The sequence below is a fragment of the Rhodococcus sp. KB6 genome, from assembly GCF_001445685.1.
Classification (GTDB): Bacteria; Actinomycetota; Actinomycetes; order Mycobacteriales; family Mycobacteriaceae; genus Rhodococcus_F; species Rhodococcus_F qingshengii.
This window is the reverse complement of record NZ_LNAK01000020.1, coordinates 1-19,735: the sequence shown is the minus strand read 5'-3', so window position 1 is coordinate 19,735 and position 19,735 is coordinate 1. Positions and strand designations below refer to the sequence as shown.

Sequence of the window (19,735 nt, the reverse complement as noted above, 5' to 3'; positions counted from 1 at the left end):
CTGGCACCGCGCCCCGGTCCGACCCCTACATCATCGGTGCGCTGGGTGGATCGGCGATCGCCACGCTCGTCGAACGCACCTCCCGCTACGTCATGCTCGTTCACATCCCGGGGGAACACAGTGCGGAAATAGTCCGAGACGGACTGATCGCAACAATGGGGACATTGCCCGAACATCTACGCGGGTCGTTGACCTGGGATCAAGGTGTGGAGATGGCCAACCACAAATCTTTCAGCATCTCCACCGGCATGGACGTCTACTTCTGCGATCCCGCCAGCCCCTGGCAACGAGGCTCGAACGAGAACACCAACGGCCTACTGCGCCAATACTTTCCGAAGGGAACAGACCTCTCCGTGCACGGTCCTGAGGATCTCGAACGCGTTGCCCAAGAACTTAACGGGCGACCACGAAAAACGCTCGACTGGGATACCCCCAGCCGAGCGTTTACGTGATCTAGTACTTCCGGCGAAATAAATCACCAGTGTTGCGACGACCGCTGGAACCCAAGCAGCCGGTTGGTGGTTCCTTGTGTGCGGTGCGGGCGCAGATACCCCTTCAGTACTTCGCCCCTCCCCGCCCCGTACGGCTTCCCTGCTGCGCCGGATCAAAACACTCGATCCCATCTCAGAGGCAAGCGCCGGCATGCTCTCCACTCGATTTCGAATATATGTTCGACTAGAGTGTGGGCGGTAAGGCGATGACGGAGGAGGTCAGCACCTGTGACCGCCGACCCGAACTCTCTCGCGTCACTGGATCCCGGTGACCGTATCGAGGCATTGCGCCGACGCATGGCGTCGATCCCCGCACGTACCGACGGGGCTGCTGCCCCGGCAGTACCTACCGAGCACAGCGAATCGCGGTTCGAGACCCGGCCCGAGACGATCACAGAATCCACCACGAGTGTTCTCGAGGTTCCTCCGGCGCTCGCTTCCCTGTTCCCGAGGGGTGGCCTGCCACGCGGTTCGGTCGTCTCGGTGGACGGTGCGTCGTCGGTGCTGCTGAGCTTGCTCGCCTCGGTCACCGGCAGTGGTAAGCACGCCGCGATCGTCGGTCTGCCGAAGCTCGGACTCCTCGCGGCCTCCGAAATGGGAGCCGACCTCGCCCGCTGCGCCCTGATTTCTACCCCGGGTTCTGCGGCGGTAGACGTGGCGGCGATTTTGCTGGACGGGATGGATTTGGTTGTTCTCGGACTGGCTGGTGCCGCCGTTCCGCCGACCAGGGCGCGCGCGGTGGTTGCCCGTGCGCGCAGTAAGGGTGCGTGCTTGGTTGTCACCGAAGGACGGTGGGATGGGGCGGATATCCGCATCGCTTCCCATGTCGCCAATTACACGGGGATCGGGCAGGGCTATGGGCGCATTACAGGCTTCTCCGTCGATGTGGAGGCGAGTGGCCGGGGTATACGGCCCCGGTCCGGCAGGTTCGATCTGAGCGCCGCAGACGGGGTAGTGGGGTGGACTGCGCCCGCTCCCGAAGAAGCGGCCTCGCTTCCACTTCCGCAGGCGCTATGACCGCCCCGGACTTCACCGGTTGGCGTGAGCCGTGGCCACTGACCCCGACCCTGCGCCCGCTCCCAGAGCCCAAGCCGGTCATCGTCGAGACGAACCGCGCTTTGCCTTTGGCGAAGAATGCCACGCGCCCTGACCGGCTCCCGCTGCGGGTGCTCGCCGGGGGTCTTCGCCTCGAAGGCACCATGCCGGGAAAGCTTTATGCGTGGGTGCTCCTGAGTGACGGTCAGTGGCTCGGGTGCGTAAAAATTCATGCGCTGACCGGCGACGGGAGAACCGGACTGGATCTGTGGCTGTGGGTCACCTCGGACGCCATCAGCAGCGCCGGCCCCTAACGCTCGCGTCCAGACCTTCGTGGCGATGAAGAGGACGTCCGGACACATGTTCTTACCGATCTGATTTCGACGAATGCCAGTGAATACGGCCTTGAATACGCGAAATACCCCGGCTCCAATCGGGCCGGGGTATTTCGCGGTTCCACACTTGTCAGCTTGTCGGCAAGTTAACTTCGTCGTCGTTCTGTGGCGGCCGGCTGGTCGGGTGATCCATTCCTCGAGTCTGATTCGTTTCATAGTTCGGGTCGCCCGGGAAGCAGTGTGTGGATGCGGCGGCAAGAGTTGCATGGATGAGCGCGGCGCGCTGAAGGGTGTCACGGACGTCGATGGGGTAGGCAAATCGTCGCGGGTGATTCAGGTCAGGTTGCAACGCAAGCATGGACACTCTCGAAGCGAGAGCTGCGTGTTCGATGCGTGTCAGTTCGTGGTGTTGCGGTTCGGGTATATCGGCCAGGGCAGCTTCGAGGGACTCCCAGGGCCTGCGTCGGCTCGCCGCACTGGTCGGATCTGATTCGAGGTTCGAGGGGTCGTGGGTCATCGTTTTTTACCTTTCGGTTCGTTCTTTTGTCGGTGAGCGCCCCAGGTGTGGGCTCGTACGTCGGCGCAGATCGGGCAGTAGTTTTCGTCCCTGGCATGCGCCCACCCTCGTTGCAGGCTGGATTCGATGTCAGCGCAACCGTTTTCGTTCTCCTCGGTGGTGATTCCACACCCGTTGCAGGTCAGATGTGGCGACATCGTCGTCATCGCTGCTCGACATCGGCGCAAGGCGGACTCACGGGCAGCAGTACCGCGGCGATGCGCGTCTGTTCCCATCGCGATGGCCGACGACTGACCTCCGATCTTCCATCGACGAGGTCGCTGAGCGATCGGGCAATCTGATCGTCGGTTTCGTAGCCGTTCCCCCAGAGGCTGGCCGGCCCTCGAACACCGCGGTTGTTGTCGATGACTGTGTAGACGACGCCCTCGCCTTCGGGGTTCGGCCTGGTGAGGATGACGAATTGGTGGTCGTCGGATACCGCACGGACGGTCCACCACAGGTCTGCCGGCTGAACGAACTGCACGCGGTGCCCGGCAGTGAGGGCACATGCCGTGAACGTCGAGGGTGAGGATCGTGTTGCGATGCTCATGATGCGCTCTGCTCTCTGTGGTGGGGGATCGGAGATGGGTGTCAGCAGCTCGTGGTCGGAGCGATCCCGGCGAAGCGGTCGTCGAGGAACTTGAGTGCGCCGGGTAAGCCGATTACCGCCGCAGAGAGGTGGTCGGGTGCGGAGACAACATCGGAAGTGACCGGCACCCCGCCTTCGCAGTACCGCGCTATTGTCGAGTCGATCGCCTCGACCGGGATCAGGACATCGGTTCTTCGAATGCCACTCGTACACAGGGGCATTGGGCACCGAAGAAACGTCTTCGACGCTGTTGTCGGCGAACACGGCCTGAATGTCCGCGCTGTCGAGCAGCGCCACGCCGACATCAGGATCCGCGACATCGGCGAGGGATCGGCCGGCGCCGTACAACATGATCTCGTTGGCGCAGGCATTCGCGATCTGATCACGCAGCTGCTGCCCGGCAGCGTTGAGCTGACTCGTGATCGGCATACGGTCCGGGTATTCACGTTCGAGACCGAGTGCCGCGGCCATAGCCAGCCCGAATGCCGGGTGTTTTTGCTGGCCCAGGGCCTTGGCCATCTTGTCGATGTTCATCGGAGCACCGCCGTAGGCGCTGCCAGCGAGCTCGAGTTCCGGAGCGTAGACCGGGGCGATCGCCGCGGCCATCGCCGTCGCCATTCCGCCGCCGGAGTAGCCGGCCATCCCGACGGGGCTCGCGCCGAGACCGAGCGAGTCGAATCGTTGCACGGCGCGGATGCCGTCGAGGGTGATCTGTCCGCCGAGCTTGGCCGCCCCGTAGGCGCGCGGCGGGCCGAGATGGTCGGGGATGGCCACCGACCATCCCTTCGCGATGGCGACGTTCAGGCCAGGGGCTTCGCGGATCGCCAGCTTCGGGTCGTCGGTGTACATCGCGGTCGACGGCGCACAGCCGAGCCCCAGAGCATTGATGATGCGGGTGATACGACAACAACGGCCGACCCGGCGCGGCGCCGCGAGGTGAAAGAACCGTGGTCACCGCCGCAATCGGGTGACCCTCGGAATTCGTCGACCGGAACTTCAGCTGCACCGCATCGGTGTTGAGAAAGCCTGCCGGCGCCGACACAGGCCGCGCAGCGAGCACATCACCAGGTCGGTGATCGGCCAGATCACCGGGCGAGGCGTAGAAGCTGTCGGTCAACGCGGCCGGGTAGATGATCGGCGACGCACTCGCTGCCGGGGCGACGGCAACGACCGCAGCGGTGCCGGCAGCACAAGCGGCCAGAAGAGCAGCGATAGTTCGGACGTGTGATCGCGGGGCGATGGGGCGCATTCCTCAGCTTTCGTCGAAGTCCAAGCGCAGTGCATCGCTCACGAACGAACGAGCGCCACGGCCGGGTTAGTCACCGAGCGGCTCGATGACCTGCGCATCGTGTCCGAAATCGGACGTTGAACTCAACGGGGTGTCCCCTGATCCGGAGGGCGAGCAGGCGCCCGCCCGGCCGACCCTTCGAGGAGCGAGGGGGACGTGTCGTCTTACCAGGTAAAAGGCTATTTATAGACCTCTAGGATCAGCAATCCGGACGATCGAACCCGGCAGAGCTGTCCGGAGGTGCGTCGCGCTCCTCCGGTTTCTCCACGATGAGTGGCCTCACCCCAGCCTTGTACCGAAACCCCCACCAACCATTCGGCAAAAGAACCATTCCGGCCTGACCATCGTCAGGCGGCGGACTCCAGCCCTCGTCCGGGGCAGGGGTCCGAGTCATATCGACAGTGTCTCAACCTCCCGAAAATGCCACGTGGCCAAGGCAAAAACGCAGGGAGAGAAACCTGCCGAGTCATTCAGGTGGGCAGGTGTGCAGAATGCGGATGCGATACTGCCTTGGTGAAATGGCATCTTGTGTGTGCAGTGTTGTTGTTCGGTGCGGTTGGTTGCAGCAACTCCACTGAAGGACAGCACGATGTAGCGATGAACAACGACGCACTGACTATTAGTGACGAATCCGTGGCGTATACAAGCCCTGTAGAACTAGTAAGAGCGCTCGTGGATGGTGGTCTGCCGTGCGGGATTTACGCACCCCACGACCCAGGCTCGGACCCCGCAATAGCGCAGTGCAACACTGCAAATCCCGCCAAGAACTATGCCATTGAGTATTCGATGAATATCTCCGTATTCTCGTCCGCGGCAGTAGCGTCATCGTGGTACACCAATTTCGGCCTACCAATGGGAGAGGCGCGCAAGAACCCAACAACACCGAACTGGGTGTGGGGTAACCAGTGGGCTGTCAAATGTGAAGTTTCGCAAGTCTGCGAGGAAGTGCAATCCGTCCTTGGCGGTCAGTTGCTTCAGTCCAGCAAATGAAATTCCGTGTTCACCAGACACTGGCCGTCGGTCTTACGCCCAGTCTTGTGATCTCGGCATGGTTCCGCCAGCAGTCTCATGCGCAGCGAGTGCTCACCAGGGAATCTTGGTGACGTTTTCGGGACAGTAGACGGTCACCACATCTTCAATCCACTGGTGGGCTTGATCCAAGCTCAAGAGGGAAGTCGTTCCATTGAACGAGAGATTGTTGGTCTTGAGCTGGTAACACAGTGATGCCCCCATGCCGGAAGGATCCATCTCCGTAACGTCGTCGGCAGGGCCGACCGGAAGATTGAACGGCAGCGTGTGTGAGGCAAGAAGATCAGCAACCTGTTTCTCTCGCGCAGCAGTTGTCTCCGCAGTTTCAGGTGCTGCTACAGGGGCAGGCTGCGTCGGAGGCTGTGGTGCCGCTGACAGTGCATCCGCTGAGCACAATTGGCCCGCATAGTTGGTTCGTATCCCCTCCGGATATTCGGCAGTGGCCGGACCTACCAGGGCAGTAGCAATCCGGACAGTGGGAGCGAAGGCTCCGTCACCAAACATGTCGGTTTGCCCATTGAAGTCGTACTCCATCCGGACAGTGTTTCCTGAACTGTTGAACGACATCAGCAAATTCTTGGCCGAATTACTCGGAATACCTTTTCCGAGAATCTCTTTCATCGCCAAATCTGATCGAAACGCACCCCAGCCGTCAGAAGTGAGTGCGGTGAGCACTAAACCCGACTCGTCACCCGAACTATTGATGCTCACGCGGTAATCGAGCGTTCCCGGCGCAAAAATCTGCTCTCCGGAGAAGGGAGATATCACGAGACTCGGATGAGGTGGGGCAAACAGCGCGAACTCGATCGAGAGGGCCAGCTTTTGATCACCCTCGTACGTGAGTTTCGCCTGCTTGACAGTGGTAACAGTCGAATTAGGGACAAAGTAGAGCCCGTTGGAGTCCGCATCTTCCGCGCACGTCAGGGACATCGGGAAGGCGGACCATCGATCGTTCTCGTCTGCTGTGCTACTAACGAAAATCGCCGCTCCTGCGGCGAAGAGAATCATGGCGCTGATTGCTGCGACCCATTTCACTGGAATATTTCGTTTTGGCAGAACTGACGAGGTATCGGCGGATGATAGGGGCTGTGTCTCGGCAGTCCATCCCTGTCCGTCCCAGTAACGCAGCACTCCGGAATTCTGGTCCGGATACCAGCCAGCCGGAATGTTGCGAGGATCACCGGGATTTTTCATGAGCGTTAGCGTAGCGGGATGCAGAGTTGATGGATTCGGCAGTGGGCCGTCAGGGTTTGTCCGTCTGGCGCGCACGTACCGCAGCTTTGTTGAGCAGATGTTCGCAGGGTATCGCCGCGAGAACCCTCACTTCGAGTGCTTGAGCAGACGGTCCGTCTGCTGTTTCGGTAACCGAGAACTCGATGGCCTGCCGAGTCATTGCAGCTTTCATCCATTGGACTGCGGTTTTGGGGCTTCCCGATTCGATCTCGTTCAATCGTTCCCGCACGAATGCGGCGTCGGCAAATGCTAAATCTGCGAGTACAGCACCAAGGCCGTTGAGGTCGTACCCCAATCGATACTCGTCCAGCCGGTCCCGGACTCCTCGACGATGAGACTCGCCTACGTAGAAGATGTGGCCGGAATCGGCGTACCTGGCAACATAGACGCCAGGATTTCCCGGATTGATTTGCATCCGAACATCATTCATTGGCAGCCACGACGTCCATGTTGCGAGTTGGCCGAGGGTATTGCTGTAGTCCTCCATCCTGCGAAAGTACCTTCCCCTGAAGTGGATCTGAGAGCACTTGCCCGCCCGAGATTGCGCTATCGACTGGTGCACCGGCGGACCACCGATCCAAAAGCTCTCCGTAATATTCGGTGCTGCGGCCTGACGCCTAGCAGTTGAACTGCCAAATGTCAGCAGCTCAGAGCGCACGGAAGTCAGGCCCGAGCGTTTAGGCTTCCCGCATCGTCACTCGGGCGAGCATCTGCTCCATCTGAGGCCACCCGAGAGCCAGGTTCGATCCGTTCATCTGGACCCGTGTGTTCCACTCCGGAGCGAAGGCATCGAACATGATCCGGGCAGCAGGAGCGAGTACGTCCCGCTCGACGGCAACAACGGTGTCGGCATCCCAACGGAACTCCCCGTCGACGGAATCGGGTTCACCGAACACCGACGTCAGACGCTCGGACACATAACCCAGATCCGCCAGCTCCGACGCAGTGTAAAAATCCTTGCTCATTACTTCCTCCGAATCACCGATCGACCGTGCACATCATCGTGCCGCAACACCGCGACGGACGGGCCTCACGGACGCCTGAAGTGGCCGGGAGATGGGTTCGTGACCCCGTAGGTCGAATCCGGGCAGGTGTGGTTCTCTGACGTTGACAGATGCACTGCGCCGGAAGGCGAGACGACTCCAGGAGCGGCGATGTTGGCGATGAAAACAATCTGCGAGAGGTGCCGCACCTGCCTCGACAACGCCGCCGCCGCAACAATATGCAGCTACGAATGCACCTTCTGCGTCGACTGCTCAGCGGCGATGGACAACGAGTGCCCGAACTGCGGCGGCGAGTTGACCGCGCGTCCTCGTCGCACCGCGCAAGCACCGGCGATTCGTCGGGGATGGGCAGGCCGAATCGGTAGCTACCTCGCCCAACGCCAGCCCTCCGGGGTCCTCGAGCTCACCGATGCCGAGCGGGATCTGATTTCGCAGATCAAGGCCACCGACGGAGAAAGGTTGGCAGCGATCGAGGTGCGTCATCTGCGGCCCGACTGCACACCGCGAGAAGCTCTCATCACCGTTCTCACACTTCGCGGGGAAGACGTGTTCCGAACCCCTGACGGCCACATTCTCGACGAGAACGCAGCTCGCGCCGATGGGAAGCCACAGGCGCTGTGACCGACGAGCACACCATGTCGACACCCACCAGATTCCGTGTAGCCGGGGACCGTGCAGCAGCGCGTCTGCGGAAGCGAGCCGAGTGGGCTTTCACTGCGGCGCAGCGCCGAGCCGCCCACGACCTGGCCTACGAACACTGGATCACCGGCGCGCTGGCCCCATACCGGATCACCCGCGCACTCGACGCGGCCGAGCTGTACGGCCCAGAGGTCGACGTTGCATGCGGGGTGCAGGAGCCGGCAGTCGACGAATGGGAGGCCGGCACCCGCTACCCCTCGTTCGAGCAGCTCCTCGCCCTGGCCGCGCTGACCCACCAATCCCCGGACTCGTTCATCGCACGCGAAGGCGACGAGAACTTCGACCTCCGAGACACCACGATGTGGTGCCACATCAGCAAAGCCGGACCCCCGCTCACCGAATTCACCGCCGCGGCCGTCGAAGAATGTCCAGGCACCAACGATTACCGCGACACCCACCTGTTCTGAAGTGCCCTTGCTTCCAGAGGGCGCGTAGCCAGAGTTTCGAAATCGATTGGCAGGTAGCGCTATTGAGAGACGTATTCATCACTAGTCTGACTAGAGAACTACAGGAGGCATGATTGCCGGCTACGAAAGTGATTTCGCCCGGGCACTCAATCGGGGGCGCGTTTATGACAGTGCCGAGCAATTGCGTGCTACTGCAAGGGAACGCCGATCACTGATGCGCAGGGCCGGCACTGGATCCGCGGATTCAACGATCCGGCCGAACGACGGTGGCGACGTCGAAAGGCTCCGCGGCTGATCTGGGTGGGTATCGGCGGTGTTCACGACCGGTGCCCGTCTTCCGAGATCCCTCTCCCCGCCACGCATGCGGCCACCGAGGACTTCTGGCCCACGACCCTCGTGGAGGGTTCAGTGCCCGCCGTGTCGATCGGGTCGATCGCCGGAGGCTGCGTCGGTGGTAACCCCGGCCTCTCACTGTGGAACGGGGCCGAGGCACGCGCCCGTGACTTGTTGCCAGGTGCAGGGAAGTCGAACACGGATGGTGGCGGCAGGAACCAAGTCGACCCGACAGGCTGGATGCAGCGACATCGCGGGCGATGCAGAACGCCCAATCCGCGGACTACCTGTCGGCCCCGATCGCCGCGATACCAGTGAATTTTGCAAACCCGCTCACTTCGACGTCGTGGAATGAGACAGGCGGAAATTCGTCGGCGAGCAGAATCTTCGTCGAACGGAATCTCGCGATGGTGACACTGGACGACGTATTCGCGAGCAGGTAACTCGCCTCGTCGTGCGGGCGACGGCGCCCGCTACCGCTCCTCGGGAGCTGCCCTCAGAACACCGCTCCCGGGTTCAGGATGCCCAGCGGATCGAGCGCCTGCTTGATGCGCACGTTCAGGGCCATCGCTTCGGCGCCCAGATAGTCGGGTAACCAGCTGGCCTTGCGTCGCCCGACCCCGTGTTCGCCGGTGATGGTGCCGCCCAACGTGATCGCCAGCTTCATGATTTCGTCGAACGCGACTTCGGCCTGAGCGCACTGACGTGAGTCCGCAGGTTCGTAAACAATCAACGGATGGGTGTTTCCGTCGCCGGCATGGGCCACGATCGCGATCGTCACCCCTACTGCCGCGGAAATGTCGGTGATCCCGCGAAACAGGGCTGGGAGAACCGGCAGCGGTACACCCGCGTCCTCGACAAGCACTCTGTTGCCGGTTCGTTCGAGTGCTGGGATGGCCATGCGGCGCGCAGCGCAGAACCTCTCGCCCTCGTCTGGGTCGCTGGTGCTGAACAGTTCGACGGCGCCATGTGATCGACAGGCGTCAGCCATGGACTCGACCTCGAAACGGGCATAGCTGCCGGGAGCGTCGGACTGCGCGAGAAGGAGGGCTTCCGCGGTATGCCCCAAACCCGTCGGCTTCCAGCTCTCCACCGCTCGGAGGGCAGTGTGGTCCATGAGTTCAAGGGTCGCCGGACGCAGGCACCGGCTGATGGCGAGGACCGCGCCGGCCGCGTCCTCGATCGAGTCGAACGACGCGATCACGGTCGATGACGTGGGCGGTGTAGGAAGCAGTCGCAGTGTAAGTTCCGTGATGATGCCCAGAGTGCCTTCGCTGCCGACGAACAACTTGGTCAGCGACAGACCGGCGACGTCTTTCAATCGGGGACCACCAAGTCGGACGGCCGTGCCGTCCGCGAGGACCACTTCCATCCCCAGGACGTAGTCGGTGGTGACCCCGTACTTGACGCAACACAGCCCTCCGGCGTTGGTAGCCGCGTTTCCACCGATGGAGCAAAATTCGAACGATGCCGGATCCGGCGGATACCACAGTCGGTGTTCCGCGGCGGCACGCTTCACTTCGACGTTGAGAAGTCCCGGTTGAACCGTTGCGGTGTGGGTTGCAGGATCGATGTTGATCATCCGCATCTGTTCGAGGCTCAGTACGAGACCGTTGGCGACCGCTGTTGCTCCGCCGGAAAGGCCGGAGCCCGCACCACGGGGCACTACCGCGATGCGGTGGTTACTCGCCCATCGCATGACTTCCTGGACGTCCCGGGTGCATGTGGCGCGCACGACCGCAAGGGGTGGTTCCGCCTGGGGGTCGTGCAGCCAGTCCTGCCGGTAGTCCGATCGCGTTTGTTGATCGGTGAGCACTGCCCCGTCGGGCAATCGGTCGACGAGTTCAGTCAGATTGCGGTCGCGCGCTTTTGGTGGGTTGCCCGGTATCGGCATGTCTGCCTCCTCGGTAGCTTGTAGTTCCATCTTGCGCGCACACGACCGGGGCGTGTCGTCGGCTTTCAGCGTCCTTTCAGCTGCGGCCAACCGAGCCGGCGACGGGGCACAAAGTCAACGCGTCGTTGCCAGCTGATCCCGAAGGTAGATGTCCTGTTAACACGTTCACGATCAAAGCGACAATGTTCGTCGGATTCGCTCAGCAAACCCGTTGACGGAGCGTGGACGCACCGCACAGTGGGAATCATGCTGCGGCTCCGCCGAAGGGAAATGCGGGAACCGTGCGGTGCCGCTCGAGACCGGATGCATCCCGCCTAGTTCGGTATGAACCAATTGCCAGGATGGTGATCGCAGCGCCGCCGATCACCCAGGAGATGACTGCCGCCGGCTGCCTATCGGGTGCTGTGCACTCGCCGTGTGCGGCTGAGAATCGTCACGGGCGGAAAACAGAACCTCGGCCCGCGTCACAATTCGCGCAGCACGGTCAATGGTGCCCGGCGAGCCAGGTGACTGGTCGTCGCCGCCACGATCACGATCACCACGACGAGTGTGGTGCCGACGGAGGCGAGATACACCCACGGCACCGTGAGCGATGTCGGTGGCGGGTCGAAGACGCCGGTGAGTACTTTGACGAGCATTTGCGAGAGCACCCAGCCGGTCAGACTGCCGGCGAGCAGACCGCCCACAATGAGGACACCTGCCTCGGCAACGACGAATGACCGCAGTTGTCGGGCGCTGCCGCCCAACGCACTCGCAATCGCGAGGCCGCGTCGCCGCTCGGTCAACCCCAGCGTCAGCACCAGTGCCCCTGCGGCGGCAGCGAGGACGAAGCCGTAGCCGAGCTCGATTCGTGTCAGACCGGCGAGGTTCACTGAAGTGAGGCTGGATCCGACTTCGTCTCGGGTGGTGGTGATGTCGGTGACTGTCGCGCTGGTTCCGACGACCGCTCGGATGCGTTCGGCGACCGCGGGGGTGTCGCGGCCTCCTGCGTCGACGAGGAAGGCGCCGACCGCATCGCTGCCCGTCTGTACGGCGATGTAGGCCGCGTTGGCGACGAAGAAACTGTCCTTGGGGGCGGTCGGGAACTCGGCGACTACTCCCACGTAGTGGAACGGCACGGTGACCAATTGATGGGTGCGCTCGTCCTGCAGGCGCAGGTTGACGGTGTCGCCGGGGGAGAGCTGAAAGTCGTTGACTGTTTCGGCGCTGACCAGGATCGAATCAGGTTGCGCTCGAAGCCTGTTCATCAAGTCGGTGGCAGTGCCGCCACGGAAATAGCTGTCGCGCACTGTGGTGACGGTGGTGATACTGGACGGGTTCACGCCGTAGAGGTCCTGCAGGTCGGCGCCGATGTAGGCGAAGCGGTGCTGGATCGGTTCGACTGCCCGGACGCCCGGGACAGCCGACAGTGTGGTCCCGGCATTAGGAGGCACCGGGTTTCCCGGCGATTCGGTGACGGTAACGTCGGCACCGTTGGTGAGCTGCGCATCCGCTTCGGCTTGAGTCCGGTAGGTGGCATTGAATGTCGCGGTGGAGAATGCGAATGCCAGCGCAAGGCCAAGCAGCACGATCCCTTGAGCGAGTGGACGTCGTTGACGAGCAACGGAATTGGCCACCGTCTGCGACAGTGATCCAGCGTACGGACGCAAGGCGGTCCCGACGATCCGGCGTCCGCGACCGAGCATCAGGTCGGAGAGCCGCCAGATCAGCAGTGCGGCGCCCGCCCAGAGCAAGGCGGGGGCGGCGAATGACCAGTAGGACACCGAGATGGTGGGCACGCCCTCTGGCGCGAGAACGAGTTGATAGCCGTTTCGGCTGGTCAGCCAGAACAGCACACCGGACGCGGCGAGCAGCACGATATCGACCTTGAACCGCGCCCACGCAGGGGAAGTGGGGGAGGTGACGGTGGCTCGACCCGCAGTGACGCTCATCCGTCGAAGGTCCCGCCAGACCGGCGCCAGCACCGCGGCCGCAGCCACAGCCATTCCCGTGCCAGCGGCTGCCGCGGCCCATCCGGCGGCACCGGCAGCGGTGGCGCCGAACCGCACGGATCCGAAGGCAGCCCAGCCGGCGAGGGCCGCGACGATCAGCCCTACGATGCTCCCACCGGCGCCGACCACGACCGCTTCGACGGCGGCCAGTCGGAGCAACTGGCTTTGGGAGGCGCCGCGGGCGCGAAGCAGCGACTGTTCCTGCCGGCGGCGTACCTGTCCGGTCGCAACGACGGTGGCGGTCAACAGGCCCGCCAGCACCGCGGCGGGCAGCCCGAGGAACAAGAACAGAACCTGCGCGTAGGCGGCGTCCGAGCGGGCGGCGCCCAGACTCGCGCCGAGGTTGTCTCCGACCAGCGCCGTGCCGGCGCTGCGGGCTTCGAGATTGTGAGCCGCGGCGGTCACCGCGCCGTAGGCGGACGCGGGATCATTCGGTAACGAGTGATCGAGTGCGGCATGAATTTCGGTGGTGACGAGGTCGGGACGTGCGGCGGCCAGCGGGTCGAACAGTGTGTGCCATCGCACCTGGTCGATCAGGATCACGTTGTCCGGCGGCGCGACCGGTTGCGCGCCGGGCGGCGCGCCGATGGTTTGGAAGAGTGAGTTCGCCTGAGGCAGGTCCACCACTGCGTCCACCACGACCGGCACGGAGGGCAGACCGGCCCGCCCGATCTCGACGGTGTCACCGCGGGTGACGTGAAGGTTCGCAGCGGTCTGCTGCGCGAGGAGGACCCCGCTGTCCGTGCCGGTCAGAGTGCGCAGTGCGCCGGGGAAGTCGGTGCGGTATCCATCGGGCAGCCCCAGGACCATGCCGGGCCCGGTGGTCGTTGTCGTATCCGCCTTGGCGGCGGAGAATCCGCTCGAGCGGGCGAACCCGACCGGGACCGCGGTCCGTACCCCGGCGGCGGTGCTTACCAGGGCGAGGACACCATCCGGGGCAGCGGTGGGTTGGACCTGCACCTGCCAGTCGACGACGACGCTGCGGACGGCTCGATCGGTCATCGAACTCTGCGCGGAGGCGAGGAAGATGCCGACGCCGGCAAGCAGAGCGACGGATGCGGCGACCCCGACGGCCGTAGCGGTCAGTCGAGCGCTTCGCCGACGCAGCAGTCCTCGTGCCCAGATCCCGATCATGGTGTGTCGCCGTCGATATCGATCGCCCCGGCCCCCAACCCGGCTCCAGGGCTGTTGATTGCGCTGTCGGTGTCGAGTCTGCCGTCGAGCATCGTCCACCGGGCGGTGAGACGGTCCGCGACAGCCGGGTCGTGGGTGGCGATGATCACGGCGGCATCGATCGCGTCGGCAGTGTCGAGGAGTACGGCGATGGTCTTGGACGCGGTGACGTGGTCGAGTTGGCCGGTGGGTTCGTCGGCAAGGATCAGCTTGGGGCGGGCTGCGAGGACCCGGGCGATCGCGGCCCGCTGGGATTGCCCACCGGAGAGCTCGTCTGGCAGCTTGTCGGCGAGCTCGCCGATCTGCAGGAGGGTGAGAGTGATGCCCGCGTGCTGCATCGCCTGGTCCGCGGACTGGCCGGCGAACAGGAGCGGAAGTGCGACGTTTTCGGTCACGTCCAGGTTAGGAAGCAGGCTCGGGCCCTGGAACACCATCCCGACCTTGGTGGCCCGGCCCCGGCGGATGTCGCGAAGAGCCGGCCATCGCACTGTGCCGGTGGTGGGCGTGTCGAGACCGGCGATCAGATGCAGCAGTGTGGTCTTTCCGGATCCGGAGGGGCCGACCAACGCGACCCGTGCGGAGGTGGGCAGCGCGAAGCTCACCTCGCGTACCGCCGTCACTGCTGCTTCGCCGGTGCCGTAAGTGCGGCCGAGCCCGATGCACTCGACCACGATGCGCGATGCGCTCGGATCAGGTGTGGCGCCTGGGCTGTGTCCGGTCATGGGCGCACCCGCCCGTCTTCGAGGGTGATCACCCGGGTCGCCGCGCCCGCCACGGCGGCGCTGTGGCTGGCGACGACGATGGCGGTGCCGCTCCCGGCGGCATCGGTGAGCAGGTCGAGGACTGCGGATTCGGTGATGCTGTCGAGTTCGCCGGTGGGTTCGTCGGCAAGTAGGACGGTCGGTGCGTTGGCGAGTGCGACCGACAGTCCGGCGCGGGCCAGTTCGCCGCCGGAGAGTTGGCTCGGGTAGGCCGCGGCGAGGTGGGCCAGTCCCAGTTCTCCGAGCACGTTGGCGGTGTTCACGCGGTTGCGGCGATGGACGAGGCCTCGTACGAGGGCGATGTTCTGCGCCAGAGTCAAGTGTTGGAGGAGATTCGCGCCCTGGAAGAGCATCCCGACCTGACAGGCGCGTATTCGTGCCTGCACGGGTGGGGGTTGGTGGCTGATCCGCCGGCCGGCGATGCGCACACATCCCCCGTCGGGATCGTCCATTCCGGCCAGACATGCGAGCAGGGTGGATTTTCCTGAACCGGACGGGCCGGCGACAACGATGAATTCGCCGTGCCGGGCAGTGACGGAAACCCCTTGCAGCGCCAGGGTTTCCTCGTTGCCGGCCCGGTAGAACCGATACAGCGACGATGCCTGCACGGCGGGTTCGGCGGCCATCACGACCACTGCAGCGAATCGGTCACGGCGCGCCACGGGTCGACGTTGTCCGCGCCGCGGGCCCCGGTCAGTGTCAGGACCACTTCGTGGCCGTCCCGCCAGAATTCGTACCGCTCGACTGCCTCGTTGACGGACTTTCCGGTCACGGGTTCGGCCGCCGAGGTTGCCGTGTAGGTGATCAGAATGGCCTGCCCCGCATTGCGCTGGACCGCGGACACCGTCCCGGGGATGTAGCCGGGGGTCGTGGCCGCGATGGGGGCGAGGTCCTCCGCGGCCGCCGTATCGACCGTTGGTGCATCGGCGCGGGCGGTGGTCTGGACTCTGATGGAGTTGAATTTGTCCGAGAAGACAGTGTCGGCGCCGACCGAGCTCCGTGACCAGCCCTCGGGAACGGATACGGTGAACAGATTGTCGGGCGAGGTGAAGGTCACGTACACCTGGTTGTCGGGGATGTCGCCGGCGGGGTTGCTCTCAGGTGCCGCATTGGGTGCCGACGACGAGGAGCTCGGGACGGTACCGGTCGTCGACGGGCTGTGGTCGCAACCGCCTGCCACTGCTGCGGCCAGGAATCCCGCGATCAGGATGACGCGGCTGCGATGAAACCTCATGGTGACCTCCGCGGCGCACTCGGAACTGTTGATTTCGTGAACGATCGACGATCAAACGGGTGATGCACGACAGTCCCCTGCTTTCGGGCCGAGACATTCTGGTGCCGCCCCGCCGAGCGCCTCAAGCAGGAATTCGATCTGCTGTTCGAGGACCGCCACTGCGGACAGGTGGTTCTCGGCCAGCGCCGCACGGAGCCGGACCCGACAATCGAAGAGTTGGTCTATGAGTTCTGGCATGAGATCACCTGGTCGATTCCGGCCGACGTCCGTGGCCAACCTCCTGATTTCACGGTGCGGTATCCGGACTCACCCGGGCAAGGACGGTGGGTGATTGTCCTGAGGAGAAGATCGTCGGCGGGGACGAAGGCGGCCGGCAGGCGCCTGATCGTGAAAACCTCGGCAACCACAGACGCGGCAGTAGCGACCGCTGCGCCGAGCAGCACGCCTGCGAACACATCGGTCAGCCAGCACACGCCGAGGTAGAGCCCCGCCCCTGCGACAACGGTCACCACGAACACAACCGCAGCCCCGACACCAACGCGGACAGAAGTGGTCCGCACACGCGCGCCGTACACAACCCACAGCGCCCCGGCAAGAGCAACGATCCCGGTCACATGCCCCGACGGATACGTCCAATCGACTCCGGTGACGAGTTCGGCAGCCGCCTCCGGTCGCGAGCGCCTGACGATCATCGTCGTGAGAGTGCTTGCCGCCGCCGCGGCCACCACCGTGCCCACGATCAGCATCCCCGGCGCCCACGATCGTCGACGCCACGACACCAGAGCAGCGGTTGCCACTGCAATGACCGCGAGCCCGACCGGAGTGGCGACCTCGGTGATCACCACAGCCACCGACGTCAAGCCGCCGAACTGATGCGCGAGACTCCAATCGAGCGTCGCAGCGTCCGCCCCGGTCAACCAACCCTGTGAGTGGACCTGCACCGTCACGAGGGCGAACATCGTCGACAACGCCGCGAACCGCATTGCGCCCCAACCGTGTGCCGCCGAGAGCGCGTCAGCTCCGCGTGCGCGGGCTTTCCGGCCTGCGCCAACTGCACCGACGTACGCCGCGACCGAGATCGAGATCGTCCAGAGCGCGACCTCCGCGGTCGCTGACTCGGTCCGAATCTCCGTCACGAGCACACGCACCGTGTCGAGGGTTCCAGACATACGACCAGTCTTCGCCGTGACAGCTGTGAAAACGTTGAGAGCCCCTGATCACCGTCGCGTAAGGGATTTCGTGGACCTGCATACGTCGACGAACTTGCAAGGCGAATCTTGTTGGTCGAGGACGCGTGGCCCGACTGGTTGTGATGACGCGGCGCGGTCTGGTCTGAATCCTGCCTCGAGGTGTCGTGGTCGGGCACGCCGAGAGAACAAGACCGTTCGCGGTGTCAGTTCCGAATGCTTGTGGTGCACGGTGACCGGCTCTGCGCCCGATCCTCGGAAGTGTCCTTACGCGCTCTGAAGTAGCTGTGTACCCGCTCGCAGGACCGCCTCCCAGAAGTCCAGGCCCAAAACGACGAGAGCGCCCACTGCGGCGGCGGCGAGCACCACATCGACGGAGCGTTTGCCTGCACGCTCCCAGTACACGTCACGAAGATGAATCCACAAGGCGAACTCGTCCAACGTCAGTGCTGCGCCGATACCGAACAGCGCCGCAACGAGCGGTCGATCGCCATATCCGACGGCGAACGCGAGATACCCGGTCACCAGGAGCAACACGATGCCTGGTACCAGGTGGTGGACATGGGTTCCGGCGACGTGGACGTTCCGAAGAAGTCTGCTACCGCGCCGCACGGCGTGCGTGATCATCCGCACACCGACGAATGTGATCAGGAACGACACCAGTACGACGAACGCCCCCAATTTGCCCTCGTCGACGATGCGGGCGTTGAAGACTTCCGAGACCTCTTGGGTGAAACGGGAGAATTCGGCCAACCTGGTTACCCTCATCTCTATGAGCACTCCGGCGTGCCCGTCCGAATCGACGGGGCACGCGGCCAGGACGTTGGCGCGCTCACTTGGCCGACAACGACGACCCGACAACCAGGATGGCATAGTCGTTCGAGTGCCTACGAAGGATCAGGCGCTATTCATCGCACGTCTGCGCCGATCACGATATCGGCGTCGGAGAGAAGTCCGAGCTTAGGTGACGGCTTGCGTCTCGATTGTGTGCAGCCGCTTTGTGAAGGTGCGTAACAGGAGGACGGCGGCGGTGAGCAGCCCGCAGGAGAGGCCGATCCACATTCCGGGTGCTTTCAGGTCAAGCCCGTGCGCGCACAGCAGGCCGACGGGAAGGCCCACCTCCCAGTACCCGATCAGGGTCATCTTGAAGCTCGACGTGGTGTCCTCGGCTCCCCGCAACAGGCCGATACCGATGTTCTGGCCCGAGTCGGCGAACTGCTGGAAGACCGCGATCGCGAGCAGGGTGACGACACCGACACAGGCGGCCACGAATAGCGCCGTGCGAGAACGCCACCTTCGCCGTCATCCTTGACTTGACGGCCTCACCCAGTCCGATGAACCGACTCACGAGGATGGACGAACCGTGCGAAATGCCCACCGAGATCTGGAAGACGATGTAGGTGAGCTGGTTGACCACTGTATGCGCGGCCAGGCTGGCGCCCCGGAACTGCCGATGATCACCGCTGTCACGGAGAACAGGCCTGCCTCGCTGCCGTAGGTCCCGGCGATCGGGACGATCTTGCGAACTGTGTCGGGCTTCGAGCGGTGCGGGGCGAGGCTGAACATCGGTGCGAGTGTGGCGTCGCGTCGCACCATGCTCGCGAAGATCAGGAACGTCAACACAGGTTCGACCGGCAGGTCCGCGGGAACGCCGGCGAGTGGACTGAAAAGATTCCGCCGACGGAGATCGTACTCAGTGAGGTTGGCGTGACTGGTCCCCAGCCGCAGTGGGCAAGGTTGATACAGCGCACTGGTGAGGCGCTGCATCGGCGGTGTTGGGCCACCCCAACGTGGACACAGGGCATGCGGGCACGTCCGCGTTCCGACTGAAATCATGACCCGTAGCAGGGGCGACAAGGCGGTTCATCCATACATTTCGAACCTCGTCTTCAGATGCCGTGTCGTCCTAACAGCCCACTGGATCGGTGCCGCCGAAGATGCCGACCTGTGTGATCGGTGCATCGAACACCGTCACTGAGAGCATTGGTGCATCCGCGCCGCCTCGCCAGTACCAACTGTGCATCCCTGCCGATTGCTTCGCGCCACACGGCATCAGTCCGTCGAGATTCACATCCAGGGGTAGGTGTGCTTCCATCCATCGCACCGCCTCGTCGAAGCTCATACCAGGAAGGTCGAAGCTGATCGATTCGGCACCCATGAGCGTTGGGTTGGTGGCGACTGCTGGCACCAGGATCCCGTATCGCCCCGAGTCCTGCGAATCGGAGGGCACCCGGGGCGATGAGGGAGCGCTTGCGGTTGACTGCGCAGCGATGACGGGCGCATCGCTCGACCCGCATCCGGCGACTAGTGATGCACAGACCAAGCCGAGTGCCGAGGCATAGGCCTTGTTCATCTAGACATCAAACCAGACCGGCAGGGCCTTGACCCCGGAAACTGGACACGGGGTTTGTGATTACGCGGCTTTCTGCAGGCTATCGGATGTGTGAGCGTTTTCGTAGTCGGCAGGGCTGAGATAGTTGCAGTACGAGTGCCGGC

Annotated in this window: 19 protein-coding genes and 2 pseudogenes; 5 read left to right on the top strand and 16 right to left on the bottom strand. The window is 63.7% G+C overall.

From position 1 onward, the window contains the following. Positions 1 to 50: 50 nt before the first annotated feature. From ASU23_RS03860 to ASU23_RS03850, 3 genes and pseudogenes are all read left to right on the top strand, one after another. A pseudogene (locus ASU23_RS03860) lies at positions 51 to 474 on the top strand (IS30 family transposase); the annotation flags it as partial. Between the two features lie 245 nt (positions 475 to 719). After that, the gene (locus ASU23_RS03855) at positions 720 to 1,508 is read left to right on the top strand and encodes a hypothetical protein (RefSeq protein WP_058037308.1); all 789 of its coding nucleotides are present in this window, start codon (positions 720 to 722) and stop codon (positions 1,506 to 1,508) included. Beyond that, complete coding sequence (locus ASU23_RS03850) at positions 1,505 to 1,840, top strand: hypothetical protein (RefSeq protein ID WP_058037307.1); 336 nt, start codon at positions 1,505 to 1,507, stop codon at positions 1,838 to 1,840. Before ASU23_RS03855 ends, ASU23_RS03850 begins: the two co-directional genes overlap by 4 nt. A 151-nt stretch (positions 1,841 to 1,991) precedes the next feature. On the opposite strand, the gene ASU23_RS03845 is transcribed toward ASU23_RS03850, so the two are convergent. The 6 genes and pseudogenes from ASU23_RS03845 to ASU23_RS03820 all read right to left on the bottom strand — a co-directional run bounded on the left by ASU23_RS03845 (position 1,992) and on the right by ASU23_RS03820 (position 7,521). Beyond that, positions 1,992 to 2,378 carry a hypothetical protein gene (locus tag ASU23_RS03845; RefSeq protein ID WP_156423091.1) on the bottom strand — a complete coding sequence of 129 codons (387 nt, stop codon included), beginning with the start codon at positions 2,376 to 2,378 and terminating at the stop codon, positions 1,992 to 1,994. 202 nt (positions 2,379 to 2,580) lie between these two features. After that, positions 2,581 to 2,967, bottom strand: a complete 387-nt coding sequence (locus ASU23_RS03840) for a hypothetical protein (protein WP_058037306.1) — start codon at positions 2,965 to 2,967, stop codon at positions 2,581 to 2,583. 41 nt (positions 2,968 to 3,008) lie between these two features. Beyond that, positions 3,009 to 4,255 (bottom strand): annotated as a pseudogene (locus ASU23_RS03835) (lipase family protein). A gap of 1,122 nt (positions 4,256 to 5,377) precedes the next feature. After that, on the bottom strand, positions 5,378 to 6,517 hold the full coding sequence (locus tag ASU23_RS03830) for a DUF2510 domain-containing protein (protein WP_082661319.1): 1,140 nt from the start codon (positions 6,515 to 6,517) through the stop codon (positions 5,378 to 5,380). A 49-nt stretch (positions 6,518 to 6,566) separates the two neighbouring features. Next, positions 6,567 to 6,971: a hypothetical protein gene (locus ASU23_RS03825; RefSeq protein WP_156423090.1), complete on the bottom strand. Its 405-nt coding sequence runs from the start codon at positions 6,969 to 6,971 to the stop codon at positions 6,567 to 6,569. Positions 6,972 to 7,233: 262 nt separating this feature from the next. Next, positions 7,234 to 7,521, bottom strand: a complete 288-nt coding sequence (locus ASU23_RS03820) for a hypothetical protein (protein WP_058037303.1) — start codon at positions 7,519 to 7,521, stop codon at positions 7,234 to 7,236. 189 nt (positions 7,522 to 7,710) lie between these two features. On the opposite strand from ASU23_RS03820, the gene ASU23_RS03815 reads away from it, so the two are divergent. Together ASU23_RS03815 and ASU23_RS03810 are read left to right on the top strand one after the other, a co-directional pair. Next, the gene (locus ASU23_RS03815; RefSeq protein ID WP_082661324.1) at positions 7,711 to 8,181 is read left to right on the top strand and encodes a DUF1272 domain-containing protein; all 471 of its coding nucleotides are present in this window, start codon (positions 7,711 to 7,713) and stop codon (positions 8,179 to 8,181) included. 14 nt (positions 8,182 to 8,195) lie between these two features. Then, a complete protein-coding gene (locus tag ASU23_RS03810; protein WP_156423089.1) occupies positions 8,196 to 8,666 on the top strand; it encodes a hypothetical protein in 471 nt (156 codons plus the stop codon). 829 nt (positions 8,667 to 9,495) lie between these two features. Here ASU23_RS03810 and ASU23_RS03800 read toward each other — a convergent pair. From ASU23_RS03800 to ASU23_RS03750, 10 genes are all read right to left on the bottom strand, one after another. Further along, positions 9,496 to 10,893, bottom strand: a complete 1,398-nt coding sequence (locus tag ASU23_RS03800; protein ID WP_058037322.1) for an FAD-binding oxidoreductase — start codon at positions 10,891 to 10,893, stop codon at positions 9,496 to 9,498. A gap of 464 nt (positions 10,894 to 11,357) precedes the next feature. After that, on the bottom strand, positions 11,358 to 14,018 hold the full coding sequence (locus ASU23_RS03795; RefSeq protein ID WP_058037299.1) for an FtsX-like permease family protein: 2,661 nt from the start codon (positions 14,016 to 14,018) through the stop codon (positions 11,358 to 11,360). Next, the gene (locus ASU23_RS03790) at positions 14,015 to 14,779 is read right to left on the bottom strand and encodes an ABC transporter ATP-binding protein (RefSeq protein WP_058037298.1); all 765 of its coding nucleotides are present in this window, start codon (positions 14,777 to 14,779) and stop codon (positions 14,015 to 14,017) included. The genes ASU23_RS03795 and ASU23_RS03790 overlap by 4 nt, the downstream gene beginning before the upstream one ends. Next, complete coding sequence (locus tag ASU23_RS03785; RefSeq protein WP_322943295.1) at positions 14,776 to 15,480, bottom strand: ATP-binding cassette domain-containing protein; 705 nt, start codon at positions 15,478 to 15,480, stop codon at positions 14,776 to 14,778. The genes ASU23_RS03790 and ASU23_RS03785 overlap by 4 nt, the downstream gene beginning before the upstream one ends. After that, positions 15,444 to 16,052, bottom strand: a complete 609-nt coding sequence (locus tag ASU23_RS03780; protein WP_058037297.1) for a hypothetical protein — start codon at positions 16,050 to 16,052, stop codon at positions 15,444 to 15,446. Before ASU23_RS03780 ends, ASU23_RS03785 begins: the two co-directional genes overlap by 37 nt. Positions 16,053 to 16,273: 221 nt before the next feature. Then, positions 16,274 to 17,221 (bottom strand): phosphatase PAP2 family protein, encoded by a 948-nt coding sequence (locus ASU23_RS03770; RefSeq protein ID WP_058037295.1) that lies wholly within the window; start codon positions 17,219 to 17,221, stop codon positions 16,274 to 16,276. 285 nt (positions 17,222 to 17,506) lie between these two features. Next, positions 17,507 to 18,007, bottom strand: coding sequence for a hypothetical protein (locus ASU23_RS03765; RefSeq protein WP_058037294.1), 501 nt, complete (start codon positions 18,005 to 18,007; stop codon positions 17,507 to 17,509). A gap of 192 nt (positions 18,008 to 18,199) precedes the next feature. After that, entirely contained in the window at positions 18,200 to 18,508 is a 309-nt protein-coding gene (locus tag ASU23_RS34180; protein WP_058037293.1) for a hypothetical protein, read from the bottom strand. A 75-nt stretch (positions 18,509 to 18,583) separates the two neighbouring features. Further along, complete coding sequence (locus tag ASU23_RS34175) at positions 18,584 to 19,006, bottom strand: hypothetical protein (RefSeq protein WP_058037292.1); 423 nt, start codon at positions 19,004 to 19,006, stop codon at positions 18,584 to 18,586. 139 nt (positions 19,007 to 19,145) lie between these two features. Beyond that, positions 19,146 to 19,592 (bottom strand): hypothetical protein, encoded by a 447-nt coding sequence (locus ASU23_RS03750; RefSeq protein ID WP_058037291.1) that lies wholly within the window; start codon positions 19,590 to 19,592, stop codon positions 19,146 to 19,148. Positions 19,593 to 19,735 lie beyond the last annotated feature (143 nt).